General features: G+C 63.9%; 25 protein-coding genes. 13 read left to right on the plus strand and 12 right to left on the minus strand.

Going from position 1 to position 26802, the window contains the following annotated elements; genetic code table 11:
- The first annotated feature begins 8 nt into the window (after nucleotides 1-8).
- The 3 genes from LQ788_RS18195 (at nucleotide 9) to LQ788_RS18205 (ending at nucleotide 3391) form a co-directional block, all read left to right on the plus strand.
- Entirely contained in the window at nucleotides 9-1574 is a 1566-nt protein-coding gene (locus LQ788_RS18195; RefSeq protein ID WP_231443457.1) for an FMN-binding glutamate synthase family protein, read from the plus strand.
- Between the two features lie 50 nt (nucleotides 1575-1624).
- Nucleotides 1625-2194, plus strand: coding sequence for a dienelactone hydrolase family protein (locus LQ788_RS18200; protein WP_231443458.1), 570 nt, complete (start codon nucleotides 1625-1627; stop codon nucleotides 2192-2194).
- 231 nt (nucleotides 2195-2425) lie between these two features.
- Nucleotides 2426-3391 carry a hypothetical protein gene (locus tag LQ788_RS18205; protein ID WP_231443460.1) on the plus strand — a complete coding sequence of 322 codons (966 nt, stop codon included), beginning with the start codon at nucleotides 2426-2428 and terminating at the stop codon, nucleotides 3389-3391.
- Nucleotides 3392-3505: 114 nt separating this feature from the next.
- Here LQ788_RS18205 and LQ788_RS18210 read toward each other — a convergent pair whose 3' ends face one another.
- On the minus strand, nucleotides 3506-4309 hold the full coding sequence (locus tag LQ788_RS18210; protein ID WP_231443462.1) for a 3-oxoacyl-ACP reductase: 804 nt from the start codon (nucleotides 4307-4309) through the stop codon (nucleotides 3506-3508).
- A 167-nt stretch (nucleotides 4310-4476) separates the two neighbouring features.
- Between LQ788_RS18210 and LQ788_RS18215 the strand changes: the two genes are divergently transcribed.
- The 4 genes from LQ788_RS18215 to LQ788_RS18230 all read left to right on the plus strand — a co-directional run bounded on the left by LQ788_RS18215 (nucleotide 4477) and on the right by LQ788_RS18230 (nucleotide 10573).
- On the plus strand, nucleotides 4477-5565 hold the full coding sequence (locus LQ788_RS18215; protein ID WP_231443465.1) for a hypothetical protein: 1089 nt from the start codon (nucleotides 4477-4479) through the stop codon (nucleotides 5563-5565).
- Between the two features lie 127 nt (nucleotides 5566-5692).
- Entirely contained in the window at nucleotides 5693-6721 is a 1029-nt protein-coding gene (locus LQ788_RS18220; protein WP_231443467.1) for a 3-oxoacyl-ACP synthase III, read from the plus strand.
- A gap of 7 nt (nucleotides 6722-6728) precedes the next feature.
- Complete coding sequence (locus tag LQ788_RS18225; protein ID WP_231443468.1) at nucleotides 6729-9551, plus strand: alpha/beta fold hydrolase; 2823 nt, start codon at nucleotides 6729-6731, stop codon at nucleotides 9549-9551.
- 35 nt (nucleotides 9552-9586) lie between these two features.
- Nucleotides 9587-10573: an NAD-dependent epimerase/dehydratase family protein gene (locus LQ788_RS18230; RefSeq protein WP_231443470.1), complete on the plus strand. Its 987-nt coding sequence runs from the start codon at nucleotides 9587-9589 to the stop codon at nucleotides 10571-10573.
- Between the two features lie 85 nt (nucleotides 10574-10658).
- On the opposite strand, the gene LQ788_RS18235 is transcribed toward LQ788_RS18230, so the two are convergent.
- Together LQ788_RS18235 and LQ788_RS18240 are read right to left on the minus strand one after the other, a co-directional pair.
- Nucleotides 10659-11405, minus strand: coding sequence for an ICP22 family protein (locus tag LQ788_RS18235; RefSeq protein ID WP_231443472.1), 747 nt, complete (start codon nucleotides 11403-11405; stop codon nucleotides 10659-10661).
- Nucleotides 11406-11615: 210 nt separating this feature from the next.
- Nucleotides 11616-12338, minus strand: coding sequence for an SDR family oxidoreductase (locus LQ788_RS18240; protein WP_231443475.1), 723 nt, complete (start codon nucleotides 12336-12338; stop codon nucleotides 11616-11618).
- A 186-nt stretch (nucleotides 12339-12524) separates the two neighbouring features.
- Between LQ788_RS18240 and LQ788_RS18245 the strand changes: the two genes are divergently transcribed.
- Entirely contained in the window at nucleotides 12525-14456 is a 1932-nt protein-coding gene (locus LQ788_RS18245; protein ID WP_231443477.1) for an acetate--CoA ligase, read from the plus strand.
- Between the two features lie 35 nt (nucleotides 14457-14491).
- Here LQ788_RS18245 and LQ788_RS18250 read toward each other — a convergent pair whose 3' ends face one another.
- From LQ788_RS18250 to LQ788_RS18265, 4 genes are all read right to left on the minus strand, one after another.
- On the minus strand, nucleotides 14492-15013 hold the full coding sequence (locus LQ788_RS18250) for an SRPBCC family protein (protein ID WP_231443478.1): 522 nt from the start codon (nucleotides 15011-15013) through the stop codon (nucleotides 14492-14494).
- Nucleotides 15014-15147: 134 nt separating this feature from the next.
- The gene (locus LQ788_RS18255) at nucleotides 15148-16617 is read right to left on the minus strand and encodes an LssY C-terminal domain-containing protein (protein ID WP_231443480.1); all 1470 of its coding nucleotides are present in this window, start codon (nucleotides 16615-16617) and stop codon (nucleotides 15148-15150) included.
- A gap of 9 nt (nucleotides 16618-16626) precedes the next feature.
- On the minus strand, nucleotides 16627-17682 hold the full coding sequence (locus LQ788_RS18260) for a MerR family transcriptional regulator (RefSeq protein WP_231443482.1): 1056 nt from the start codon (nucleotides 17680-17682) through the stop codon (nucleotides 16627-16629).
- Nucleotides 17683-17844: 162 nt separating this feature from the next.
- Nucleotides 17845-18537: a HEAT repeat domain-containing protein gene (locus LQ788_RS18265; RefSeq protein WP_231443484.1), complete on the minus strand. Its 693-nt coding sequence runs from the start codon at nucleotides 18535-18537 to the stop codon at nucleotides 17845-17847.
- A 135-nt stretch (nucleotides 18538-18672) separates the two neighbouring features.
- Between LQ788_RS18265 and LQ788_RS18270 the strand changes: the two genes are divergently transcribed.
- Complete coding sequence (locus LQ788_RS18270; RefSeq protein WP_231443486.1) at nucleotides 18673-19314, plus strand: GyrI-like domain-containing protein; 642 nt, start codon at nucleotides 18673-18675, stop codon at nucleotides 19312-19314.
- A 25-nt stretch (nucleotides 19315-19339) separates the two neighbouring features.
- Here the strand turns inward: LQ788_RS18270 and LQ788_RS18275 are convergent, their stop codons facing one another.
- On the minus strand, nucleotides 19340-19567 hold the full coding sequence (locus LQ788_RS18275; protein WP_231443487.1) for a hypothetical protein: 228 nt from the start codon (nucleotides 19565-19567) through the stop codon (nucleotides 19340-19342).
- 173 nt (nucleotides 19568-19740) lie between these two features.
- Here LQ788_RS18275 and LQ788_RS18280 point away from each other — a divergent pair, with 173 nt between their 5' ends.
- Together LQ788_RS18280 and LQ788_RS18285 are read left to right on the plus strand one after the other, a co-directional pair.
- Complete coding sequence (locus LQ788_RS18280; RefSeq protein WP_231443489.1) at nucleotides 19741-20328, plus strand: peptidoglycan-binding protein; 588 nt, start codon at nucleotides 19741-19743, stop codon at nucleotides 20326-20328.
- A 39-nt stretch (nucleotides 20329-20367) separates the two neighbouring features.
- Nucleotides 20368-20727 carry an ArsR/SmtB family transcription factor gene (locus LQ788_RS18285; protein ID WP_009882302.1) on the plus strand — a complete coding sequence of 120 codons (360 nt, stop codon included), beginning with the start codon at nucleotides 20368-20370 and terminating at the stop codon, nucleotides 20725-20727.
- Nucleotides 20728-20792: 65 nt separating this feature from the next.
- Here LQ788_RS18285 and LQ788_RS18290 read toward each other — a convergent pair whose 3' ends face one another.
- The 3 genes from LQ788_RS18290 to LQ788_RS18300 are packed head-to-tail and all read right to left on the minus strand — an operon-like array spanning nucleotide 20793 to nucleotide 23560.
- Entirely contained in the window at nucleotides 20793-21767 is a 975-nt protein-coding gene (locus tag LQ788_RS18290) for a DMT family transporter (RefSeq protein WP_231443491.1), read from the minus strand.
- Nucleotides 21764-22969, minus strand: coding sequence for a pyridoxal phosphate-dependent aminotransferase (locus LQ788_RS18295; RefSeq protein WP_231443493.1), 1206 nt, complete (start codon nucleotides 22967-22969; stop codon nucleotides 21764-21766). Before LQ788_RS18295 ends, LQ788_RS18290 begins: the two co-directional genes overlap by 4 nt.
- A gap of 9 nt (nucleotides 22970-22978) precedes the next feature.
- Nucleotides 22979-23560: a peroxidase-related enzyme gene (locus LQ788_RS18300; RefSeq protein WP_231443494.1), complete on the minus strand. Its 582-nt coding sequence runs from the start codon at nucleotides 23558-23560 to the stop codon at nucleotides 22979-22981.
- A 115-nt stretch (nucleotides 23561-23675) separates the two neighbouring features.
- Between LQ788_RS18300 and LQ788_RS18305 the strand changes: the two genes are divergently transcribed.
- Complete coding sequence (locus tag LQ788_RS18305; RefSeq protein ID WP_231443496.1) at nucleotides 23676-23972, plus strand: cupin domain-containing protein; 297 nt, start codon at nucleotides 23676-23678, stop codon at nucleotides 23970-23972.
- A 31-nt stretch (nucleotides 23973-24003) separates the two neighbouring features.
- Here LQ788_RS18305 and LQ788_RS18310 read toward each other — a convergent pair whose 3' ends face one another.
- Nucleotides 24004-25482: a glutamate-cysteine ligase family protein gene (locus tag LQ788_RS18310; protein ID WP_231443498.1), complete on the minus strand. Its 1479-nt coding sequence runs from the start codon at nucleotides 25480-25482 to the stop codon at nucleotides 24004-24006.
- A 101-nt stretch (nucleotides 25483-25583) separates the two neighbouring features.
- Between LQ788_RS18310 and LQ788_RS18315 the strand changes: the two genes are divergently transcribed.
- Entirely contained in the window at nucleotides 25584-26756 is a 1173-nt protein-coding gene (locus tag LQ788_RS18315; RefSeq protein ID WP_231443500.1) for a M20/M25/M40 family metallo-hydrolase, read from the plus strand.
- The last annotated feature ends 46 nt before the right edge of the window (nucleotides 26757-26802 follow it).

Below are 26802 nucleotides of genomic sequence, written 5' to 3' on the forward strand. Positions count from 1 at the left end.
AGTACTCCATGGTCAGTCAGCTCGGAGGAGACTCCACCGGAAAGCGCGTGGCTCAGGCCGCTGCCGCCATCTCAGCACTCGGCCTCGGCGCCCTCGCAGCCTGGGATGTGACCCAGAAGAAGCATTCGATTCTGCGCAACTATCCTGTCGCCGGTCACGCACGGTACCTGCTCGAGTCGATTCGCCCAGAGATCCAGCAGTACTTCATCGAGCGGAACTGGGACGGCCGCCCTTACAACCGCAACGTTCGCGCCATGATCTACGAACGTTCCAAGGGCAAGCACGCTGAAAGCGCCTTCGGCACTGAACGCGATGTCAATCGCACGGGCTATGAGGCCCTCATGCACTCCACGGTTCCGATCACGAACTCCCCGACTCCCCCGCGGATCCGCATCGGCGATGCGGAATGCACACAGCCCTATGACATCTCACTCCTCAACGTCTCGGCCATGAGCTTCGGATCACTGAGCAACAACGCGGTGCGCTCGCTCAACAAGGGTGCCGCGATGGGAGGCTTCGCCCAGGACACCGGCGAAGGTTCGATCACGCCCTACCACCAGGAGTTCGGCGGCGATCTGATCTGGGAGGTCGGCACCGGCTACTTCGGCTGCCGAACCTCTGAAGGCGAATTCGATCCGGATGTCTTCGCGCAGAAGGCACAGGACCCACAGGTCAAGATGGTCTCGCTCAAGCTTTCCCAGGGCGCCAAGCCCGGCCTCGGCGGCGTTCTGCCCGGCCCGAAGGTCACCGAGGAGATCTCAGAGATCCGCGGCATCCCTGTCGGCAAGACCTGCGTCAGCCCACCGAACCACACTGTTTTCTCGACGCCGATCGAGCTCCTGCAGTTCATCGCACAGATGCGCAAGCTCTCCGGCGGCAAACCGGCCGGCTTCAAGCTCTGCGTGGGCTCACGCACTGAGTTCCTCAGCATCTGCAAGGCGATGGTCGAGACCGGCATCACTCCCGACTTCATCATCGTCGACGGTTCCGAAGGTGGCACGGGAGCGGCACCGCTCGAATTCGAGAACCATGTCGGCCTGCCTCTGACGCAGGGTCTGATGATCGTGCACAATGCGCTCAAGGGCGCGGGATTGCGTGATCGCATCAAGGTCGGCGCGGCAGGGAAGATCGCGGCCGGCTCCGACATCGTCAAGCGACTCATCCAGGGCGCCGACTTCACGATGGCAGCTCGCGCCATGATGATGGCTGTGGGCTGTATTCAGGCTCAGGTCTGCCACACGGGCAAGTGCCCCGTCGGCGTGGCCACGCAGGATCCTCGCCGAGCTCGCGCCATCGATGTTCCCGACAAGTCGACTCGTGTGAGGAACTACCACGACGGCACCGTCGCCGAGGCTGTGCGCCTGATGGCCTCGATGGGCGTATCTCATCCGGATGAGCTGGAACCGACGATGCTGCGCCGCAATGTCTCGGAGTCCGAATCGTGGTCCTATGCCCGGCTCTACGACTGGCTCGAATCCGGCGAACTGCTCAACGGCGCCCCCGCCGACTGGGCCTCCGACTGGAAGACGGCCCGAGCAGACTCCTTTGCCATCCCCCACGGCCATAGCCGCTGAGTCGATCGTCGAGACAGTCAGCAATATAATCCGCGAGACAGGAGACAACAATGGTGACCCTCGTCCTGCTCCATTCCGCACTGGGCAAGACCCCCGGCATCGAGGCGATCGCCGATCGCTACAGAGCCGCAGGCCACACCGTGCACGCCCCCGATGTCTACGAGGGACACACGTTCACCACCGCCGAGGAGGGAGTCGGTCACGCGCAGGAAGTCGGGTTCTCGCAACTCGTCGACCGGGCCGCCGCGGCCTGTGCTGATCTGACGGGTGAGATCGTCTTCGCCGGACTCTCACTCGGAGCCGGCATCGCCCAGCAGATGGGCAAGAACGACGCACGGGCACGCGGTGCGCTCCTCTTCCACGGCGGCGGCTTCCCCAAGCCGACGCGGTGGCAGGAGAATGTGCCCGTCCAGGTCCACTTCTCCGTCGACGACACCTGGCGCGACGCGGCCGCCCAGCAGACCCTGATGGAGTCCGCTGCCCGAGCCGGAGCCCAGGCTGAGTACTTCCTCTACCCGGGCGACAGCCATCTGTTCAGCGACCCGCTGGTCTCCGACTACCGCGAGGACAGTGCGCAGCTTCTCCGTGCACGCAGCCTGGACTTCCTCGACAGGGCCTGAAGCCTTCCACCCGCTCGCCCAACAAACATCGAGAGCAGCCGGCAGCGTCGAGGGCCGACCGCACCGGCCAAAGCCGACTCCCTGAAGTCGCCCGCCGCCGCTACGGTCGGCTCTCGGCGAATTCGCGGTCTCCGGAGGAGCGAATTCTGTGATCGCGTCCGCTTTGAAATCTGACTTTTCATTGCGTTTGGTGTCATTTGATGCCATTATCTTTAGATGGTTCAGGTTTACATGAAGCAGGACCTGCTCAGATTCGGCTTGACCGATGATGATGTCCGCCGAGCGCAGCAGTGTTGCCTGCAAAAGATTCGGCGTGGGCACTATGCCGTAATCCGCCCTTGCAGTTCACCGCAGCATGCCGTTCTGCACTCACCTGGCGCTGCCGAGCCGATCTCTTACCCCCAGACTTTCGGCGATATCCGAGACCGGAGCGAGGCCCTCAAGCCTTTGATTCGTTCGCGACTGCACGAGCTCCGCTCCGATGACGTCTACTCCCACATCTCTGCTGCTCTGATTCACGGCATTCGCCCACCCTTCCCGGCAACCGACCAGGCCGAGATCATCCGCACCGGTTATCACGAGAACTTCCCAACATTGCGTATCTATGACCGCATCGTTCCACCGGCGGATCGGACCACAGTCGGAGATTTTGCGGTCACAGACCTCTCGCGCACGCTCTCCGACATCGCTCATGACTACCCATCGGAGATCTCGGTTCCAATGATCTCCGAGGCCCTTCGGGTCGGCAACACCAGCAAACCCGACCTTCTCGAGCAGATGAAGATTCGTCGAAGAGGGTGCAGAGTTGCGAAGCAAGGCATCGAGCTGTCCGACCCGCTGCACGAATCTCAGGGCGAGACCCTTTGTGCGGTGAAATTCCACAGATACTCCATCGGAGAGATGGTTCCGCAGGTGAAAGTGCACGATCGCACTGGGAAATTTCTCGGCAGATGCGACTTCAAGCACGCACGACTTCCGCTGATCGTGGAGTTCCATGGTCTGGGCAAGTACTACCTCAACGAATCCGGACCGGATCGAGCAAGCAGGGACAACCACGCTCGGCACATGCGGCTCACCAATGCCGGGTTCACAGTATTCAATTTGGTCTGGGCCGATCTCTTTCGGAGCGAAATGTTCACTGCCATCAAGAAGCACATCGCCGAGAGCCGAGCGCACCAGTCAATGCCGACTCCCTGAAGTCGCCCGCCGCCGCTAAGGTCGGCTCTCGACGAAAGTTCGCGCTAGTTCGCGAAAGTTCGCGCTAGTTCGCGAACTAGCGCGGAGTCGATCCTTATTTCAGCTGCCCGCAGGTCAGCCCATCACCAGACCGTTGTCGACGACGAGGTTCTGGCCCGTCACCGCACGTGAGGCCGGTGATGCGAAGAACACCACCGCCGAGGCGAATTCCTCCGGGGTCGTCACGTGACCCAGCGGAGTCTGCTCCGCGATCTGGTCGAAGACCTCCTCCGGGGTTGCCGAGGAGGCATCGGTGGTGCGCAGGAGACCGCCGGAGACCATGTTGACTCTGACTCCGGAGGGTCCGAGATCCTTTGCGAAGGTCCTGGTCAGAGACAGCAGTGCCGCTTTGGCCGCCGTGTAGTCGTGGTACGGCACGACCGGGTTCTGGACGAGGTTGGAGCCGATGTTGATGACTCGGCCCGACCCGATCTCGCGGAATCCGCTCATCGCGGCCTGGACGGTGTTGAGCGCGGCACCGACGGCGCCACGGAACTGGTCGGTGAAATCGGAGAAGTCGATCTCGTCGGCCGGCTGTCGTTCGTCCCCGTTGAAGGAGAAGTCAACGAGAGCGCTGTTGACCACCGTCGACACGGGCGCGCCGAACTCCGCATGGGCGGCGGCGAACATAGTGTCCACAGCACGTGAGTCGGTGACATCGGCCTCGATCGCCACTGCACGTCCACCGCGGGCGCGGATCGCCTCGGCGAGGTCCTCCGCGGCCTCGGCCGAATAGCGGTAGTTGATGACGAGCGCGGCCTCCTCATGTGCGAAGGCCTTTGCGATGGACGAGCCCACACCGCGGCCGGCTCCTGTCACGAGGACGATCTGCTGGTCAAGCGGCATAGCCGATGTTGTGAATGCCTGGGCGTTGCTCATCGCGATTCTCCTTCGAATGCTGGGCGGTCCTCACCGCTCGGGAGGCCGTTGCAGGTCGTGATCTCACCCTACATTCGCGACGAGTCCTGTGGGTGAACGTGATTACCGCCCCGATCCTCCTTAGACTGAGCAGACGACCATCGTTGTCCATCCCCAGGAAGTCCTTCATGAGCGAGCTCGGCGCCAGCATCTCAATCGGAGTCCTCGCAGCACTCGTCGTCCTCATCATCTACATCATCGCGGCTCGGATCGGGCGATGGCAGCCGGCTCCGCGGCGTGGGCCCCAGGCCGGACCGACGCAGCCAGGCTACGCTCCCGGTGGCAACGGGCAGCCGGGCTATGCGCCGGGCTCACGACCACGGGGCGGCTCCTACGATCAGTCGACCCGGGCCTATGACCAGCCGACGCGTGCCTATGATCAGTCGACTCGCGCCTATAACCAGCAGCCCGAGCGCGTCTATGGAATCGCCGACGATGAGACCCGCGTCATGCCCGCGGCCGGCACCGATTCCGACGAGCGGGCCACGAAGGCGCAGCTGCGCGACAACATCGGCCAGTCGGGGCAGATGGTCGAGACGAACCGTCGTGCGGCCACCTCGTCCAACGGTGACACGCTGGCGGTGTTCACGTATATCTTCGGCGCCGCCCTCATCGCCGTCATCGCATTCGTGTTCTTCAACAACCTGCTCCTGCCCGCGACCGTCGGCGCCCTGGCCGGCGCGATCATCTGTGTGGCTCTGGCCTCGACCTACACGCTGAAGTCCCTGGCCTTCTGGCCGGACAATTCGACGATCACGATCATCAACCTCCTCGTCGCCCTGGCCGCCGCCGTCGCCATGTTCATCGGCGCGGAACAGACCGAACGCGACGGGTTCACCCTGGGTCGGATCACCGATTCCTTCGACGCGCTGCCTTTCAGCGAAGGATTCACCGGTTTCGCCACCGCCATCGCCGATCGTGTCGTCGAGTTCTTCCGCGAGTTCGGCTTCATGGGCTTCATCTTCGCGCTGCTCATGGGCGTGGGCTGCATCATCGTCTTCACCCTCGCAGCGAAGTCGCTCATCGATGTCATGGACTGGCGCATCTTCGTGCAGTTCGGACGCTTCGTCACCGACCGCCCCATGTCCCATTCGCGTGCCGTTCGGTTCCAATCCTCGAAGGTCTCGCACACGGTGACGTCGATCGTTTTAGCCGGAATCGCGGTCCTCTGTGCGACAGGAATGGCCTATGACGGATTCACCTGGTTCACTCGCTGAGAAACAATTCAGCCTGAGGGATATAAGATAGTCTCCGGACTTCCCCCGTCGTGGCGCGCTTCATAGGGTGCGTCGCATCGGCCCAGCAGACTACGACGAACGACCCGCAAAGGGATGAGAACCTCAATTGGCGAACGGCAACGCAACATTCCGGCACTCGAACGTGGCGCTTCTCGGCCTGACCGAGATCCTCGCCCCGAACGAAGTGACCTCTCAAGAATTCGACGAGCGCCTCGCCGATACCCTGTCCACCCTCAATCTGCCCACCGGCCTCCTGCAGCGCGTCGCCGGTGTCCACGCACGCCGCAACTGGGACGTGCCGAGCCAGTTCGCCGAAGGAGCGATCGCGGCCGGAAAGAAGGCTCTCGCCGAGTCGGGGGTCTCACCCGAGTCGATCGGACTGATGGTCAATACCTCGGTCACGCGTGAGCACCTCGAACCTTCCGTTGCCGTCGGCGTCCACGCGGGCATCGGACTGGGCTCGCAGGCGATGAACTTCGACATCGCCAATGCCTGCCTGGGCTTCGTCAACGGAATGACCCTGGCAGCGAACATGATCGACGCCGGCCAGATCGATTACGCCCTCGTCGTCGCCGGCGAGGATGCCTCCCGCGTCCAGGAGGCCACACTGCGCCGGCTGACCCGCCCAGACATCAGCCGGGAGGAGTACCTCAACGAGTTCGCTTCCCTGACGCTGGGATCAGGTGCCTCCGCCGCCGTCCTCGGACCGGCAGACAAGCATCCGGAAGGCCACCGCATCCTCGGCGGCATCACCCGTGCCGCAACCCAGCACCACGAACTGTGCGTGGGCGATCACAACGGAATGTTCACCGACACCAAGGGTCTGCTGGCCGGCGGTATGGAACTCGTCGTCGCCGCGTGGGAGGAAGCCCACGGGGACGGATGGGACTGGCGCGAGATGGATCGCTACGTCATGCACCAGGTCTCTGACGTGCACGTGAACTCGATTACGAAGGCCGCGAATCTCGATCCAGATCGGATTCCGGTCACCTATCCCGAACTGGGCAATGTGGGACCGGCTTCCCTGCCGATCACGCTCAGCCGCGAGGCCTCGAGCCTCAAGCCCGGCGACCGCATCCTGTGCATGGGAGTCGGGTCGGGACTCAACACCGCAATGACCGAAATCGAGTGGTAGAGGTTCAATGAGATTTCCTGCACGGCCGGCTCAGACTCCCCCGAAGCTGCCCGAGTGGGACCCTGTCTGGTCCCGAATCGTCGAGGCCAGGACTCCCGACGGGCCGCATTCCTTCCACGTGCTCGACACCCTTGAGGTGCTGCGCGGCGAAGGGCTGGAACCAAGCGGCACGATCCTTGCCCTGCATGGCAATCCGACCTGGTCATACCTGTGGCGACACCTCGCGCAGGCGACAGTGGACTCAGCCCGATCCGGTGGCCGCGTGTGGCGTCTCATCGCCCCCGATCAGCTCGATATGGGCTACTCGCAGAGGCTGAGCCATGAGTCTCTGCCGACTCCCCATGGCGCCGAGGTGCGTCGCATGTCCCAGCGCATCTCCGATTTCGATGCCGTCGTCACACCCCTCCTCGCCGAGGTTGCCGGCAGTGCCGCGTCCAACGACGGGACCGCGCCCAACGATGACGCCGCACCCCGCAACCGAGCTGCGCCCGCCGATCATCCGATCGTGACGATCGGTCACGACTGGGGTGGCGTCCTGTCACTGGGTTGGGCCTCGCGCAACACCGACATCGTCTCCGCCTCCATCAGCCTGAACACGGCAGTCCACCAGCCCGAGGATGCCCCGATCCCCGCCCCGCTGCGGGCGACACTTGCCGGGCCCATGCTCCCGACTGCCACCGTGGTCACCGACGGATTCCTGCGAGTGACGATGAGCCTGGGCGATCTCGATCCGGAGATCAAGGACGCTTTCCGCTCCCCCTATGGCAACGCCTCGCGGCGCCACGGGATCGGTGGCTTCGTCGCCGACATCCCCGTCGATGAGAACCACCCGTCCTATTCCGAGCTGCAGCGTGTGGGCGCCGATATCGCGGCCAATGAGCATCCTGCGCTCCTCGTATGGGGACCAAAGGACCCGGTGTTCCTCGAACGCTACCTGCGTGATCTGCGTCAGCGCCTGCCCCAGGCCGACGTGCACCGCTTCGAACTGGGCTCGCACCTGGTCAGCGAAGATTACGATGTCGCTGGGGTCGTCACCGACTGGCTCGAGACACAGTTCCCCGCCACATCGGCGGCAGACACCGGATCGATCGCTGCCCCCAACACATCCGCTGCCAGCACATCCGCCTCGACGGACACGAGCGCCGACAACGTGGAGTCACCGGACGCGACACCCCCGGCACGCGGGGTCACCGCGATCCTCGACGCACGCCACGGTGACGAGTCCATCGCCTCGGTGGACTTCGCCCAGAATCCTGCGCAGCAGATCACCTGGCGCCACCTTTGGCACGTGACGACGAGCATCGCGAGCGGCCTGCTCGAACTCGGTGTGCGCCCCGGCGATCGGGTCTCCATGCTCGTGCCACCCGGCAACAACCTCACCGCGGCCCTCTACGCCTGCCTGAAGATCGGCGCGGTCGCCGTCGTCGCCGACGCCGGCCTCGGACCCAAGGGCATGACCCGGGCGACCACCTCGGCGGATCCGCAGTGGATCATCGGGGAACTGCCGGGACTGGGCCTCGCCCGCGCCTTCAACTGGCCCGGACGCCGCGTCTCCGTGTCCCCGCTGGGACCGGTGCAGGCCAAACTCCTCAAGGTCGAAACCAGCCTGACTGCGCTTTCGCGCACCACCCATCACGCGCAGCTGCCGACCCCGGCGGCCACCGACGATGCGGCGATCCTCTTCACCTCCGGGTCGACGGGACCGGCCAAGGGCGTGCGCTACACCCACGGCGACATCTCGGCCCTGGCAGCGGTGCTGACCCGAGTCTTCGACGTCCGCGAGGGCACCGGGCTGGTCGCCGGCTTCCCACCATTTGCGCTGCTGGGTCCGGCCATCGGGGCCACCTCGGTGACTCCGGACATGTCCGTGACCAAGCCGAAGACGCTGACGGCCAGCGCCATCTCCGATGCGATCATCGCCGGTCATTCCACGATGGTCTTCGCCTCCCCTGCCGCGTACAAGAACGTCGCGGCCACCGCCTCTGACCTCGATGAGGAACAGAAGGCCGCCTGCGCACGGGTCGAACTCGTGCTCTCGGCCGGTGCCCCCGTGCCGCTGGAGCTGATGGATTCCATCGCCGAGGTGTTCCCGAACGCGAGCATCCACTCGCCGTATGGGATGACCGAGGGCCTCCTCCTGACCGATATCGACCGTGCCGGTGTGGCCGCCGCGGATGCCACGTCCAACCTCGGTGTGTGCGTGGGTCGTCCCATCGACGGCGTCGAACTGGCTCTGGCTCCGATCGACACCTCAGGTACGTCTGCGGATGCGCTCGAGAGAGGCGCAGACGCGCAGAGACACCTGGGCGAATTCGTCGTCAGCGCCGCTCACATCAAATCCGGCTACGACAACCTCTGGGCCACCACCGCGGCCTCGGCACGCGATGACCTCGACGGTCGGACCTGGCACCGGACCAACGACATCGGCCACATCGACGCCGAGGGACGCGTCTGGCTCGAAGGCCGCCTGCAGCACGTGGTCACCACACCTCGGGGACCAGTGGGCCCCGGCGGTCTCGAGGCACTCATCGATTCCGATGAGGAGGTCAGCCGCTCCTCGATCGTGGGCATCGGCCCGGCTGGGACGCAGTCCCTGGTGGCCGTCCTCGACGCCGAAGGGACCGAGTTGCCTCCCGGTCTGGCACCGCTGGACCTGACTGCGCGGCTGCGAGAGCTCGTTGCCGACACCGTCGGACACGACCTCACAGCAGTCCTCGTCGCGCCCACGTTCCCGACCGATATCCGCCACAATTCGAAGATCGACCGCTCTCGACTGGCAACCTGGGCCGACCATGTCCTGTCCGGCGGTTCGGTGCGCACCAAGGTCTGAATTCCGTCAGTTTCCCGTCCGTCTGAGGAGTCTTCATGAAGATCACCGTCACCGGCGCCTCCGGGCTCCTGGGGTCATCCGTCGCTCGTGCATTGGTGGCAGACGGCCACGAGGTCACCACTTTGCAGCGTCGTCCCTCTTCGGTGGCCGGTGCACGCGATGTCATCGGAACGGTCACCGATCCGAGCAGCGTCACCGAAGCCCTCACCGGCGCCGAGGCGGTCGTGCACCTGGCAGCGAAGGTGTCCATGATGGGCGACCCCAGCGAGTTCGAGGCCGTGAACATCGGCGGCACGCGCACCCTCGTCGATGCTGCTCAGGCAGCTGGTGTGAAGCGGATGGTCCACATCTCCTCACCGTCGGTGGCCCATACCGGTGATTCGATCATCGGCGCAGGAGCAGGTCCGGCCTCCCCCGAGCTGGCGCGCGGCGAGTACGCGCGGACGAAGGCTGCCGGCGAGCTCATCGCACTGGGCGCTGATTCGCAGGACTTCAAGGTCCTCGTCCTGCGCCCCCACCTCATGTGGGGTCCTGGCGACACACAGCTGACGGAACGTGTCATCGACCGTGCGCGGGCGGGCCGGATGCCGATTCTCGGATCGGGTGCCCCGCTGGTCGACGCCCTGTTCGTCGACAACGCGGTCGATGCGATCGTTGCCGCCGTGGACGCTGTCGCGACCACGCACGGCGAATCTTTGGTTGTGACGAATGGTCAGCCGCGTCCGATCGGTGAACTCATGTCGCGGATCGCGATCGCCGGTGGCGCCGAGGTGCCGAAGCTGCGCATTCCCGTGGGGCCCGCGTTGGCGGCCGGATCGGTTGTGGAGAAGGCGTGGGACCTGGGAGAACACGACGATGAGCCTCCGCTGACGAGGTTCTTGGCCGAACAGCTCTCCACTGCGCACTGGTTCGACCAGCGCCGCACCCAGGAGGTTCTCGGGTGGACGCCGCGCGTCAGCATCGAAGAGGGCCTGAGGATCCTCGCCGCCCACTACTCGGGAGCAGCCTCAGGCGTGCAATGATGCCGGGCAGGACCTGTTCCGGAGTCAGTTCTCGACGCAGTCAGTTCTCGACGCAGTCAGCGCCTTCTGCAGTCAGCTGCCGAGATCAGCTTTTAGGGGTTGGTCCGCCGGGAATGGTCTCTTCTCCGGCCCCGTCGTCATCCGAGGACTCCGCGGCTTCTGCCGACTCATCGTCACCGGATTCTCCGTTTCCCTCGGCGGTCTCGGATTCAGCGTCTTCCAGAGAGTCCACGGAGACTCCGGGCTCTCCGGTCGGAGGGCTCTCCAGGGACGATCCCGTCGCCTCTTCGTTGAATTCGTCCGGTGCCAAGGTCTCCGGCTCTTCGAGGTTCGGCTCGGCATCGGTGCTTTGGGCCACGGCCGGTTCCGCCTCAAACGAGGATTCGTCGGCTCCCGGTGACGTGTCGTCCTCTGCTGCCGACTCCATCGGCGGGGCCGTCTCAGGCACAGAGCCGTCAGTGGTCTTCGTCTCCGGCACAGCGGTCGCCCCGGGCACAGCAGTCTTCCCGGGCGAAGATGTCTTCGAGTCAGCCTCTTCCTCGGGCTCGCCGTTGTCGTCAAGACTCACCCCCGCCTCGGCGGCCAAGCGAGCACGACGTTCCGCACGCGCATTCGCACGCTCCTCCTCGCTCATCGCCGGTTTCGCGGGGGCGGTGTCCTTATTGCTGGGTTTGACGACTTCCCAGATCAGGAGAACGACGACCATCGTGATTCCGACGGTCGCACCCATCAGCAGCGAACCCCATGGACGTGGCATCGAGAAGAGGTCGGCGAAGGCGTTGATGCCGAACAGGGCGCCGATGCCGATGATCAGAGCAACAAGATATCTCATGTCCCCATTGTGCCTTGTCTGCGATGACATTCAGGAGTTCTCGGCACAATACCTGTTGTGAAACAGTTGAGTGCATACACACTCTGCGCAGGCTGGGCCGACGTACGGCCCAGCCCGAACAGCTGCTGGCCGGTGGCCACAGGCCGCGCGCCGAGCGCCGAGCGCCAACGGGCGCGCCGAGCGCCGAGCGCCGACGCGCGACCGGCGGGCTCAGGCCTGGTCGCGCGGCATGATGTGGATGTGGTCGATGTTGACGTGGCTCGGCAGTGAAGCGGCCCAGCGGATCGACTCTGCGACATCGTCGGCGGACAGATTGAGCTTGCCCGCGTAGACCTTGGCGGCCTTGTCCGCGTCACCGTCAAAGCGGTTGAGGGAGAAGTCGGTCTCCACCCGGCCCGGATCGACCTGGGTCACGCGGATGGGGTCGCCGACGTGCTCGAGTCGCAGTACGCGAGTCAGCGCGCCCTCGCCGAACTTCGCGACGTTGTAGCCAGCACCACCGGCGTAAGGGGTGAAGGCGGCCATGGACACGGTGTTGATGATGTGACCCTCGGAGGCGATGAGCTTGTCGAGCAGGGCTTTCGTGACTCGAACAGTGCCGAGGACGTTGACGTCGAACATCCACTGCCAGTCTTCGAGGTCGGCATCTGCCACCGGGTCCAGTCCCCGTGCACCGCCGGCATTGTTGACCAGCAGATCGACGCGATCGACCTGGGCTGCGAGATTGGCGACGGATTCGTCCGAACTGACGTCAAGCTCGACGGCGGTGCCGCCGATGTCAGCAGCGACCTTTTCGATCTTGTCTCTGCGGCGGGCGGCGACGATGACCTGCCAACCGTCCTGAGCGAGTGCGGCTGCTGTGGCTGCGCCGATTCCCGAAGAGGCTCCGGTGACGATTGCTACCTTCTGCGTGCTGTCCTGTGTTTGAGTCATGGCGTCAGTGTGGCACAGGGGACATTTTCAACAAGACCGTCTCACCATGTGCCCTCAAGTGGCACTCTCGCAGTCAGAAAACTCTGCCGCTTTAGCGTCGAAACGGCTCGCGCGCAACCATCACAGACCAAAAAATCGACGCGATCTGCCCCTACGGGCTGCTGTGCCATGGGTCACAATGGAATCATGAACACGATCGCACAGGACGAATCCCCCAGCTACGACGATGTCATCGCCCGCATCGATGCCGATCCTAAAGAGTTCTGGCTCGACCAGGCCAAGAAGCACGTCGACTGGATCACCGAGCCGACTCGCGCCGTCGATGACGCGAACGCCCCCATCTACCGTTGGTTCCCCGACGGTGAGCTCAACGTGTGCTTCAACGCCGTCGATCGCCATGTGGCGGCCGGACGCGGCGACCAGGCGGCCATCATCTATGACTCACCCGTCACCGACACGATTCGCACGATCACCTACTCGGAACTTCTCGACGAGGTTTCCCGCTTCGCCAGGGCCCTGTCCGACAAGGGCGTGGTCAAGGGCGATCGCGTCATCATCTACATGCCGATGGTCCCCGAGGCTGCGATCGCCATGCTCGCATGTGCCCGCCTCGGCGCGATCCACTCGGTGGTCTTCGGCGGGTTCGCCCCCAACGAGCTGGCTGTTCGCATCGATGACACCTCTCCGAAGGCCGTCATCTCCACCTCGTGCGGGGTCGAGAAGAGCCGCATCCTCGAATACAAGCCCATGGTCGACGAGGCGATCGACATCGCCGAGAACAAACCTGAGTTCACCGTCATCGTCCAACGCGAGGAGCATCGCTGCGAAATGGGCGAGAATGATCTCGACTACGCCGAGCTGCTCGAGAACACCCCCGAGGGCATTGATCCCGTCACCGTCAAAGCCACCGATGAACTCTACGTCCTCTACACCTCCGGCACGACAGGCAAGCCGAAGGGCATCGTGCGCGATTCCGGCGGCTACGCGGTGGCCTCGGCATTCTCGATGCCCAACATCTTCGGCCTCAATCCCAGCGACACCATGTTCACCGCCTCCGACGTCGGCTGGGTCGTCGGGCACACCTATATCGTCTATGCGCCGCTTCTGGCCGGAGTCACTTCGGTCCTGTTCGAGGGCAAACCGATCGGCACCCCCGATGCGGGCACCTTCTTCCGCATCATCGAAGACCACAAGGTCAACGTTCATTTCACGGCGCCGACGGCCATGCGCGTGGTCCGCAAGGAAGACCCGAACGGCGAACTCATCAAGAAGTACGATCTCTCCAGCCTGCGGGCCTCGTTCCTCGCTGGCGAGCGCCTTGATCCCGACACCTATGAGTGGACGACGAACATCCTCGCCGAGGCGACCGGTCGGGACATTCCCGTCGTCGACAACTGGTGGCAGACAGAGACCGGTTGGCCGATCGCAGCCAATCCACTCGGCCTCACTCAGTTCCCCCTCAAGGCCGGGTCCCCGACCAAACCGGTACCGGGCTTCCACGTCGGCGTTCTCGATCCCGCCGGTAATCCCATGCCAGCCGGCGAGGAGGGCCTCATCGTCATGAAGCTGCCCCTGCCGCCGGGAACGATGGCCACCGTCTGGGGTGATGACTCCAGGTTCGTGTCCTCATATCTCTCGGCCTTCGACGGCTACTACCTCACCGGCGACTCGGGCTACCTCGACGAAGACGGATATGTCTTCGTCATGGGTCGCACCGACGATGTCATCAACGTCGCCGGTCACCGCCTGTCCACGGGTGTCATCGAAGCCGTCATCGCCTCCCACCCCGCAGTCGCGGAGACCGCCGTGATCGGCGTACACGATGACACGAAGGGACAGAGTCCACGAGCGCTCGTCGTCCTCAGTGATTCCGCCGACGCGACCGATCCGAAGGCGGTCATCGCCGAACTCGTGGCGCTGGTGCGCAAGGAGATCGGCCCCGTCGCCGCCTTCAAACAGGTCGATATCGTCACTGCCCTGCCGAAGACCCGGTCGGGGAAGATCCTGCGCAAGACGATGCGGGAGATCGCCGACGGAGTCGACTCCCCGGCCGTACCCTCGACCATCGAGGACCGGACAGTGCTCGATGACCTGGAGCTGGTGCTTCAGCGCGGCTGATCCGGGGCCTCGCCAAGGTGCTGCTGGCTTGCGCCTCAGCCTTCGGCGAGCGCCTTGAGCCCCTCTAATGAGGCCAGCAGATTCTGCGGGGTCGTCGACTGCGCCCGCGGCAGTCGCCGAGGGTCTCTCAGCTCGGTCCAGTCGTAGGTCTGGCGAACCAGGCTTGAGCCTTCTCCGGTCGCCTCGATCTCCCACGTCCACTTCTGACCGAAGGGCTCACCGCCGACTTCGGAGGGCTTCCAGGCGATGAGCCTGCCCTCTTCGAATTCGACGATGTGGTTCTCACGGTCCACGCCCTTGGTCAGGGTGGTGATGAAGGAGCCTCCGACGCTGGTCGGCCTCTGCCCCGAAGCGGCTGCTCCCAGGTTGTCGTTGCCATCCCACTCGGGTTGGCGGACAGGGTCCGCGATGAGTTCGAAGATCTCAGCGGCCGGGGCGGCGATCTCCACTTCGACGCTGACCACCTTGAGCGCCGGATCGATCGTGTCGAAGATCGAAGCGTCGGAAGCCTCGGCCCCGTCAGAGGGAGCAGATGAGTGGGATGTCGATTCGGTCATGGGATTGCGCCTCTTCGCTTGGGTCCGGTTCCGATGGCAGATACGCGCCGCCGGAATGCAGTCGCAATCAGGATACACAGGGCGCGGAGTCCACGACTCCTCTATGCGCAGACACTCAGCAAGTGCGCGTGCACTCAGTCCTCGAGTGCCCGATCCTGGCGTTCGGCACGAAGCGCTGCGGTGCTGAAACGGGTGAACAGCCGTGAAGAGTCACTCGACAAGGACAGCAGCACAGCGACCTGCATGGCGATCGTCGTCAACGCATACATGTTGGTCGCGAGGTCGCGGTCTCCGGTGAAGTAGTTCGTCATCGACACGATCACCGACACCGTGGACAGGGTCAGAATCCACAGCCGCGCCCGGTTGCTGCCCCGGAACACGGAGATGCTCGCGATCACCTGCAGGCATCCGATGAGGAGGCTGAGTCCGATGAGGGCTCCCGCCACGATCCGTGTCGCCACCTCGTTTCCGAGGGTGTCGATGTCCTTGCTGTAGTCGACGACTTCAGTGCGCAGTCCGTTCCAGTCCAGCACGGTGCCCAGGACGTCCCATGCTTGGAAGAGGAGCAGAATCAGAACGAGTGCGGCACCGACGACAGTCTGCAACGGCCGCCTGTGCCACAGAGTTCTGGTGACCTCCCTGACTGATTTGGCATCGGCATAGATCGAGGTCGCGTCGAGAGCGAGGTCGAGCCGATCCGGAGAGTCGGATTCGTCAGCGGTGACGTCGGTGACCTCGATGATCGGCAGGTCGCCGTCGGTGATGATCGCGTCTCCGCCGCCGTTGCGCGAGTGGTAGCCGGTCGAGAAGTCCTCGATGTGCTGAACGACGATCGCCTCATCGGCTGAAGACACCGTGTCGACGATGTAGTCACGTTCGACATCGGTGTTCTCTTCGATCTTGTGGGTGAACTGCAATGTGAAGAGTGAGATTCCGACGCTCTTGTCGTATGTGCCCGCCGCCAGCCAGTCCGCCTGGTGCCCGCCGGGCAGCATCCAACCGGTGGGGCATTTCCAGAATCGGACGTGATGTCGCTGCCCAGGATCGCCGTCGACCTCCTGCTGATAGGCGAAGTCCTGCCGTCTGCCGAACAGCAGCAGAGGCGATACGGGCGCCTTGGGATAGCTCCGCCTCGTCAGCGTGGAGGTGATGATCTCCCAGGTCGAGGCCGGGGTGATGCCATCGGCAAGGATCCACCCGGCGGCCTTCATCGCGTGGTGGATCTGCGTCTCGTCACCGCGCCATGCGAGGTTGACCGGGTCGCCGAGGAGTCCGTCCGATGTCCGGGCTCGACCGATGAAGTAGTTGGGGACGTAGATCTGGGACAGGATGCGGTGCAGCCGCGGAAGTGCCAGGTAGGACACCACCACCCAGAACACGAGCAGAGTCAGCACCTGCCACCAGCCCAGTGAGAACCCCTTCAACAGGATCAGCACTGCCAACCAGGTCGACGAGGCTCCGGCGAAGAGGAAGAAGAGGTAGTCAAGCACCCCGGTGACTGTGAAATGGTGACGCCGGAATGCGAACGGCTGCCGTTGCCGTCTCTTCGGGGAGGCGGCCGATCGGTCTGGCCCAGGATCGGGCGACGTTGTTCCGGAGGTCATGGAACAAGTTTAATGATCGTGGCGTCGGTTCAGGGCTGCGGTTGCCGTCGCTGCGACCTCGAAGCTCTCGTCGGTGCGCAGCTCTGCAATGAAGTCGTCGGCCTCGGCACCGGCAATTTCGATGAGGACCTGCAGCACTCGAAAACGCACCGTCGCCTCAGGTGACTTGGCATGGCGACGCAGGTCCGCCATGATCCGGGATGCGACCTCTGCGCGTGCCCCTTTCTCCGGGGCCTCATTGACGAATGCGGCGAGGGCTTCGGCGGCTTCGATGTCCTTGGGTCCATCCATCGCGATCTCGAGCAGATCTGAGACAACAACGGGATCTCCCATCTGACCGAGAATGAGCGCCGCACTGCTGCGCACCTGAATGTCTGGGTCACCGAGCCCGGAGCGCAGGGACGCGGTGATCGTCGCCTCAGCGACGGGCCCGAGTTCGTCACTTGCTGTATTGCGACGGATCTCATCGAGGGCCTGCAACGCATTGCGTCGGACGTCGACGGACAGGTCGTCCATGCCCTTCGCCAAATGGCGGACCGCTTCGGAACCCGACTGCGCCAAGGCCCAGCGCATGGCCCCGGCGGCGTTGAGCACGGGTTCGTTGAGTACGGCTGTCGACAGGGATTCGATGGGTATCGTTCCGTCGACACCGCTGCCCAAAGCCGCTTTGTGCCGTTGGATGACGTCACCAGATTCCAGGGAGCGCATGAGATCGATGGTCCGCAGCAGCGCCTCACCATCGGCATGGTGGAGACGGTCGATGCGCTCGAGGTGGGAGAGCAGCTCCTGTTCGGCTGCGATGCGCTGCGTGGTCGTCTCGACCAGCTCGTGAAGCAGCCGGCTGGGATCGAACGCCGGATCGCTGAGCAGGGTTCCGATCTCGGCCAGCGACATTCCTAGTTTGCGCAGCCCCTCAACGTGGAAGATGCGACCGATATCGGCCGCGGAGTACTCTCGGTACCCGCTTGAGGTGCGCTCGCTGGGATCGATGAGGCCCAAGGATTCATAGTGCCGCAGCATGCGGGCGCTCACACCGGAGCGTCTGGCAACTTCGCCGATCCGCATTGATACCCCTCTCCTGCCTCCACTATAGACAGGTCACACTGTCCCGGCTCTGCCGACAGCGCACTGAGCTTCTGAGGAAGGAGTCCGAGGTGTCGCACGCAGCGCCGCGCGAGCTTGCCCCGCTCGGCAGCGCTGCCTCGGTCAACCCTTCCCAAAATCGACCTATGCTGACGCCTCGGACCCCAGTGCGACCACGCGCTTGGCTTCACTCAAGGCGTGAGCAAAACCGGCATCCGGATCGGTGAACATGTCCCGGGTAGCCATGGCATGTGTCCGCACTGTTTCTTCCTCTGCCTGCAGTCTTCCATCGAGCACTGACACGAGATCCTCTCCGAGGGAGACGATGGCTCGGCTGAGGCTCTTCTGTGTCTCCACATCACCTCGACCAAGCTGCGTGACCAGGGACGATGCCAATTTCTCCCGCTCGTCACCGGGGACGAGGGCCACGGCGGCCCTCCACGCACTGCGGGCCACCTCGGTGTCGGCATGGGCGATCAGGCCATCTCCGATGGTTTCCGGATCCATGGCCTCCCAGCCACGGGGATCACCGATCTTCGACAGCGTGTGAAGGGCCTGGCTCTGGGCCTGCGGCACCTCTGAGCTCAACTCGGCGATGAGCAGTGGGACGGTCGCCTCGGCGGGCATCCGAGTGATCGCCCAGGTGAGCATGTCACGGACGAAGAAGTCCGGTTCGGTTCTGCACCGCTGGATGAGGGCGCCGAGGTGGCGGTCCTCGGCGGTGGTCCCTACAGACAGTGCCGCCTGCAGTCGCTGCTGTGGGTTCGGCGACGACAGGGCCGCGATGACGGGTTCCTGACTCGAAGGGCTCTGCGTGATGCTGTGTGGATTGGTCATTGGTTCCACCTCCTTGAGACCAGTGAAGACCTTGACACTGTGTCAAGGTCAAGGCCTGGACCGAAAGACATCCCATTGAGCATCAGGCTCGCCTCGTAGAATCGGACAATCACTTCTGCCGGAACGGAATGTGCCTTGAATAAGATCGATTACAAGAAGACGCTGCGCAGCTATCGCGCCAAGCACGGCGTCTTCGACACCCTTGCCATTCCACCGCTGCAGTACCTCATGGTCGACGGGCACGGGGATCCGAATTCGTCACCCGATTTCACCTCGGCCATTGAGACGCTCTATCCGCTGGCCTACGCTCTGAAGTTCTTCAGCAAGAACGAGCTGGGTCGTGACTACGTCGTCCCACCGCTCGAGGGGTTGTGGTGGGCAGAGGACATGTCCACGTTCACGAGTGCTCGCGATAAGTCTCAGTGGGACTTCACGCTCATGCTGCTCGTGCCTGACTGGCTGGATCAGTCCCATCTCGACCACGTTTCCACACTGTCTGCACAACGCAAGACCCTCCCCCGCCTCGGCGACCTCCGCATGACGACGCTGCACGAGGGGACAATCGTTCAGACCCTGCACATCGGGCCATTCGACACCGAAGGGCCCGTGCTCGAGCACATGCACACAGACGTCATCCCGACCTCGGGGTTCGAGATGACTGGCAGACACCACGAGATCTACCTCAGCGACCTGCGGAGAACGGCCCCGGACAAGCTGCGGACGATTCTGCGTCAGCCTGTTCAGGGGACCGTCGCCGGCAGAAGCGCCGCGAACTGAATCACCTCAGGCGCTCAACCGCTGTTCAGCCGCCGCTCGACCACTGCCCGGGGGAAGCTGGGGCACTGCTCGATGCACCATTCCCGCTCGAGCCCCCGTCCGCGCCGTCAACCGAACTGTCGATGTCAGCGCTCATAAGGACCACTGCGGCGACGACTGCGATGACCACGACCCCCATGACGAACAGCGCGATCAAACCCACCAGGCACCCGAAGAGTGGAGGTCTCGGGTTGCGTCGTCTCACGAAGATCATGATCCGATATTAGACGGCGCACAGGTCGATTCGTCCTGAGGAGATGACGCAGACCTGGAACATGACGCGTCACCACCGACGCACACAAAAAATTCACTTCCGTGACCGTTCTGTGACAAAAGGCACGGCGTGGACACATGCACCCCTCAGTTTGTTGCATTATCGTTATATTCATGGCTGGAACGACTCGACACCGCAAGGGCTCTCGGTCCGTACTTCGTGGTGCCCTGATCGGTTTCGGGGCAGCGGTGATGGCCTTGGTTCTCGCCGCCGTCATCATCGTCAATTCGCCTATCTCCTTCGGTTCGACGACGATCAGGCAGATGCAGATGGCTTCAGTGAATCAACTGTCCGAGCAGCAGATCGACAATGCCCGACTGATCATCGGCATCGGTCGCGGCGGCGACTTCGATGACCGCGCGATCAGAATCGCTCTCATGACCGCGCTCCAAGAGTCCTCGCTGCGGAACCTCGACTCGGGTGACCGCGATTCGGTCGGCCTGTTCCAGCAGCGCCCCTCGCAGGGGTGGGGTGAACCCGAGCGCCTCAACGACCCCATCTATGCCACGAAGTCCTTCTACGGAATCAACCCGGACGTCGAGAATCCGGGACTCGTGCAGATCGAGAATTGGCACACGATGGCCCCCACCGAGGCGGCACAGGCCGTCCAACGATCTGCCTTGCCCGACGCCTATGAGCAGTGGGAGTCACTGGCCGACGACCTCATCGGCACCCAGGACGACGTCGAAGCCCTCAGCTGAACAGTGAGATCACCGCAGAATTTCCGGTAATCTCTATCCATGGCTTCCACTTCAGATTCCACCCCGGTCAATGCCGCAGTCAATCAGCTCCTGCGCGACCCCGAGGGCAATCTCGAAGCCATCTCTGAGACCGCCGACCTGTTCAAGGCACTGGCCACGCCGTCGAGGCTGAAGATGCTGCTGGTCCTCGCTCACGGCGAGGCGACCGTGACGCATATCGTCGAGTCCACCGAGCTTTCGCAGCCACTGGTCTCCCAACATCTGAAATTCCTGCGTGGCCTCCACCTCGTCGGGGTCAACCGAATCGGCCGCGAAGCCTATTACTCACTCAAGGACGACCACGTCGCTCACATCATCCTCGACGCTCTGGCCCACACCGTCGAAGGTCACGAGCACTGAGCGCATAAGTCGCCAGGACCCGACCAGCATCAGCGTCGTCTGCACCAGCGTCAACCTCGTCAGCGTCAACCTCGTCTGCGCAGCGCCTCCGGGCCACCCCCGACGACCCAGACGATGACGACGACCAGCACCGCGCCGATCCACTGCGCCGGCTGCAGTCGCTCTCCGGCGATGATTGCACCCAGAACCACAGCCGACAGCGGTTGGAGCAGCATCAGAGCCGCGGTCCGCGACACTGACACCAACGGGCTCGAGATGCTCAGCAGCACCCATGACAGGGCCTGGCCGAAGACGGCCAGGGCCACCATCCACGCCCACCCGTCCCAGCCCAGGTCGAAGTCGAGTCCGCCGAGTAAGAGACCGGCGATCGCCGTCATGACTCCCGCCGCGACGGTACCCACCGCCACCGGCGCGACCACGAAGTTCGGAGCTGCCTTGCGACAATGGTGGATGCCGAAGATGTAGACGCCGTAGAGAATTCCAGACAGCACACCGAAGATCGCGCCGCGCTCCGGGTTCGCTGCTCCCTCATCGGCGCCGAAGACGCCTCCGGTGAGCAGCATGCCGATGATCATGATGGGAATGCACATGATGAACAGCCACCCGGGCCGCGATCCGCCGAAGACCCAGACCAATGCCGGGAACACGATGACCTGGACGCTGATGAGGACCGTGGAGACGCCGACTCCAGCGTCGAGGACGCTCTGGGCCCACAGCACGTAGTCAATGCCCAGTGCTGCACCCGAGACCGCCGCAACCACAAGTGCCCGGGACGGCAGGAGGCCATGGCGTCGGAGCTCGAGGATTGCCAGTGGAGCTAAGACGATGACGGCGATCCAGCAGCGCAGGAATGCCGCGGTCGGAGCACTCGCCTCGGCGAGGATGACGAACAGACCGGCCGAGCCCAGGAGCAGTGCGGACACGATGACGCCCAGTGTCGGCAGACCGGAGGACGGCGGGACTGAACCGGCGGATGAACCTGACACGGGTGGCTTCGCAGGCGGTCCCTCGTCGTGGGCCGCGGCCGAATTCGGAGTCATCTCATGAAGTCGAGGATCCGGTCGAGCGCCTCGGCGGTCTTGTCCGCACCGACGGCCAAGGACAACCGCACCGAACGAGACCCGTTGAGGGAGTCGAAGTCATCACCCGGCGCCAAAGCAACTCCGGTGGTCTCAAGCAGAGCCTGACACCAATCGGTCGCGGTGTCGATGCCAGCGTCCGATCGCTGCAGGATCTCGTCGATGCGGGCATACATGTAGAACGCCCCATCGGGCGGAGCCATATCGGAGAACCCCAGGTCAGCGGTGGCGTCGAGAACGTGCTTGCGGGCGCGGGCGAAGGATTCGACCGCGGCCTCGCATTCGGCATAGGACTCCTCGGTGAACGCCGCCACGGCCGCATACTGAGCCGGCACCGGGGCACACAGCGAGAGGTTCCCGGTCACGTTCTGAGCTGCCGACGCCAATGATTCGGGCAGGATCGCCCAGCCGAGTCGCCACCCGGTCATCGCCCAGTACTTCGAGAACGAGGAAATGACGATGGCATTGTCGTCATGGGCCAGCGCGGTCTCACCGCGCGTGCCGATGTAGGAGATGCCGTGGTAGATCTCGTCGGAGATCACCTGCACACCGTGCTCGGCACACCAGGAGATGAGCTCGCCGAGGTGCTCGCCCGAAATCATCGTGCCCGTCGGATTCGCCGGCGACGCGAGCATGAGCCCCTTCAGTGGAGCCTGAGCGTGTGCCTGCTCGAGGAGTTCGACGGTCGGTTGGAAGCCGTGGTCTCCACCGCAGTCGAGTTCGACGATCTCACAGTTCAACGCGGCGAGGATGTTCTTGTAGGCGCCGTAGCCCGGGCGGGCGAGCGCGACGCGGTCACCTGCGTCGAAGCAGGTGAGGAAGGCAGTCTGGAAGGCACCGGAGGAACCTGTGGTGATGGCGATGCGTTCCGTGGGCACCTCGACGCCGTACCAGTCGCGGTAGTGCCCGGCGATGGCCGTGCGCAGTTCGGGGATGCCGAAGATCGGGGAGTATCCGAGATTCGTCCCGTCGGTGACCACCTCGGCGGCTCTCCTGCGCACCGGCCCCGGTGCCCCCTGGGTCGGTTCACCCAAGCACATGGCGATGGTGTCACGGCCGTTACGCGACATCTCCTGGACTTTAGCCACGATGCCCATGGCGGCAAAGGGCTGGACGAGGCCGGCCCGGTCAGAGACGCGGGGTGCGCTCGTTTGAGTGCTCATCGTCATTGGTCACTTCCTCTCACGTGGGACGCGTCCCATGAGGTAGAACTCGGGGTTGGGCATCATTCCGCCCACGTGTGCCATGCGGTTGGACAAGCCGAAGAATCCAGTGATGGCGCCGATGTCCCAGGCGTCCTCGTCGTCGAATCCGTGCTCGGCCAGGGCCGCGAAGTCAGCGTCGTCAAGTGCCCAGGGCTCTGTGCAGACCGTCATCGCGAAGTCGAGCATCGCCATCTGTCGGTCGGTGATGTCGGCCTGTCGGTAGTTGACCGCCACCTGGTCTGCGACCAGTGGCTTCTTCTCCATGATGCGCAGCACGGCTCCGTGCGCGACGACGCAGTAGAGGCAGTTATTCACCGCCGAGGTGGCCGTGACGATCATCTCCCGGTCTCCCTTGGTCAGGTTCCCGGTCTCCTTCTCCATAAGAGCGTCGTAGTAGGCGAAGAAAGCTCGGAACTCGACCGGCCGCCGGGCCAAGGAGAGGAATACGTTAGGCACGAAGCCCGACTTCTCCGACACGGCCAGGATCGTTTCGCGGATATCGTCTTCGACATCGTCGATGTCAGCGTAGGGGTATCGCATACTGCTCATGCTAACCGTGAAGGCGGCTCCTGTGTGCCGCGGGTCACGTGCCGGGCTGGGATGCTGTTGGGCTGAGGGCTAGGGTGAGGAACAGACCATCGATGACGATTGAAGGAGTGGAATCATGAGCGATGAGAGCACCGGTTCAACAGGTGAGGTTCAGCTCGACAACGGAGTCTTCCGCGTGACCAGGTGGACCATCGAACCCGACGGCGTCATTCCGATGCACAAGCACGAATACGAATACGTCGTCGTGCCCATGGTCACCGACACCATGCGGGTGCGGAACTCCGATGGCACCGAGATCGTCGCCGAGCTCGAGGCTGGTGTCAGCTACACCCGTGCCGCTGGAGCCGAGCATGAGGTCTCAAACCCGAACGGCACCGCCGACGTCGTCTTCGTCGAGGTCGAACGCCTCTGACTCAGTCAGCATCCGACTCAGACAGCAACGCTCAGACCGGCACGTCCCAGGTGTGGACGGGGTCGCCGGAGGCCTGGTTCGCCACGTAGGCGTCCATCATCTGCTTGAGTCCCTCGCGGCGCTCCGGGGAGTCCGGAGCGCTGTTCGGGGCCAGATGGTCGAGCATCTTCAGCTGCCAGGTTGCGCCGTTGGTGCGCAGCTCGGCGCGGCCTTCGATGATCGACATGTATTCGTCGATGACGTCTTTGTCGATGCCCAGACGGCTCAGGCCTCTCCGCGCCTGCGGGATGAGGACATCGAGCACCAGATCCGCGACGTCGATGTGGCCGATCTTCGGCCAGGTCACACGGGCGCCGATTCCGTCCTTGGCGCAGGCGAAGAAGTTCTCCTCGGCCTCGCGGAAGGACATCCGCGACCACACAGGCCGGTTCTCTCCGACGAGGAACTCGGCGAGACCGTAGTAGAAGGCGGCATCGGCGACCATGTCGACGGGAGTGGGGCCGGCCGGGAGGAGTCGGTTCTCCACCCGGATGTGGGCACCGGAGTCGGAGGAATCGTAGATCGGCCGGTTCCAGCGCCACACGGTGCCGTTGTGCAGATTGAGTTCGTAGAGCTTCGGGGCATCGGCGGAACTGAATTCGACGAAGTCCTTGATCTCCGGCAGCAGCGGCGGGAAATAGCGGACGTTCTCTTCGAAGAGGTCGAAGACGCTGGTGATCCACCGCTCTCCGAACCACACCCGGGGCCGGACCCCCTGGTTGACGAGTTCGGGAGTGCGGGTGTCGATGGCCTGAGTGAATACGGGGATCCGCGATTCGTGCCAGAGTTTGCGGCCGACGAACAGAGGCGAGTTCGCACTCATCGCGACCTGTGCCGCCGCGATCGCCTGGGAGGCGTTCCAGGCTTCGGCGAATTTATTGGGTGCGACCTGCAGATGCAGCTGCATGGACGTGCATGAGGCTTCCGGTGCGATGTCGGAGAATTCGTGTTTGTACTTCTCCTCACCGTCGAGTTCGATGCGGACGTACTCACCGCGGGCGTCGACGATCGAGTTGCTCAGCGCCTCGTAGCGGTTCTCCTCGGTGATCCACGTTTCCTCGGTGAGGAATTGGGTGCTCAGGGTCGGCAGTGTGCCGATCGATGTGACTGTCAGCCCCTCCGCCTCGGCGGCCTTCTGTGCCTTGGCCAGCCGGTGTGCCACTCCTGCTTCCAGGGTCTTCAGTCCGCGCCCGGCCACCTGCAGAACAGGGTGGTTGAGTTCGAGGTTGAACCCGCCGATCTCGGACTGGTACTCATCGTCGAGACGCTGAAGTACCTTCGTGTTGTTGAGGCTCGGCTGATTGTCGGAGTCGATGAGGTTGAGTTCGAGCTCCAGACCGATCGTGCCCGCAGATTTGAACTCCGCATGGCGCAGGTAGGTGTCGAAGAGCTCGAGGTTCTCCGCGAGCTTCTCTCGATACAGTGTGCGTTCTTCCGGCGTGTACCGCTTGGAACTGACTTCCTCACCCATAGGTCAAGCAAACCACAGTCACTCGCGTTTGCGCATGCCGCTTTCGTCGCATGATGCGGACGTCGCAACCGGCCTTGCGGGCCCCATCGTAGAATCTGGTCATGACCACCTCTCTGACCTCAGATCTCCAGTCCGCTGACCTCGTGGCGAAGGCCAATGACCGTCTCCCCCAGATTCTCGACGACATCGAACGCGTCATCACGAAGGAGACTCCTTCCCACGACAAAGAGGCCGTGGCCGCCGGTGCCCGGGACTTCGTCGAACTCCTGCGCGAACGGCTCGGGGCCACCGCTGAGGTCATCACCGTCGATGACACCGCTCATGTGCGCTTGCGTTTCGGTTCGGGCCCGGCCCGCGTGGTCCTCCTCAACCACCAGGACACGGTCTGGCCGCACGGAACCCTGGAGCGCATTCCCTTCTCCACTGACGACGGCATCCTGCGCGGCCCAGGCAGCTTCGACATGCTCACCGGGGCGATCATGAGCATCCACGCGAGCGCGATCCTGCGCGAGCACCTCGGCGAGGGTGCCCTTGATGGTCTGTCGATCCTGGTCACCGGTGATGAGGAGATCGGGTCAATCTCCTCCTCCGATCTCATCCGCGCCGAGGCGGCCGAGGCGAAGGCCGTGTATGTGATGGAGGCGAGCGCCGGGGGTGCACTCAAACTCGAGCGCAAGGGAACGAGCAACTACGTCCTCGTGTTCACGGGCAAGGCCTCCCATGCCGGGCTCGAACCGGAGAAGGGGATCAACGCGGGCATGGCCCTGGCCCTGCACCTGCCCCTCGTCGCAGATCTCGCCGACGCCGAGGCGGGTACCTCTGTGGTGCCGACGGTGATCAGCGCGGGCACCACGTCGAACACGGTCCCGGCCGAGGCACGCGTCGACATCGATGTCCGTGCCCGCACCGCCGCCGAACTCGACCGCGTCGATGCCGCTATTCGTGAACTCGCCACCCGCCCACAGTTGGAAGGCTCGTCAATCGAGGTCCTCGGCGGCATCAACCGTCCGCCCTTCGAACGTGAGCAGTCGGCGGCACTCTTCGAGCGTGCCGCAGCCCTGGCCGCTGAACTCGGTCTGCCCGCACCGGAAGGTGTCTCCGTGGGCGGCGCTTCGGACGGGAACTTCACCGCCGGCGACGGCATTGCGACCCTCGATGGCCTGGGCGCTGTGGGTGATGGTGCGCATGCCGAGCACGAGCACGCGGTCATCGCTGAGATCGCACCGCGCACAGCCCTGCTCGCGGCCCTCATCGCCGATCAGCTCCAGGGGTGACTCCGCTAGTCAGCTCCACGGGTGAGGCGAGCCTCAGCGCTCCTCA

The sequence above is a fragment of the Brevibacterium zhoupengii genome (assembly GCF_021117425.1).
Classification (GTDB): domain Bacteria; phylum Actinomycetota; class Actinomycetes; order Actinomycetales; family Brevibacteriaceae; genus Brevibacterium; species Brevibacterium zhoupengii.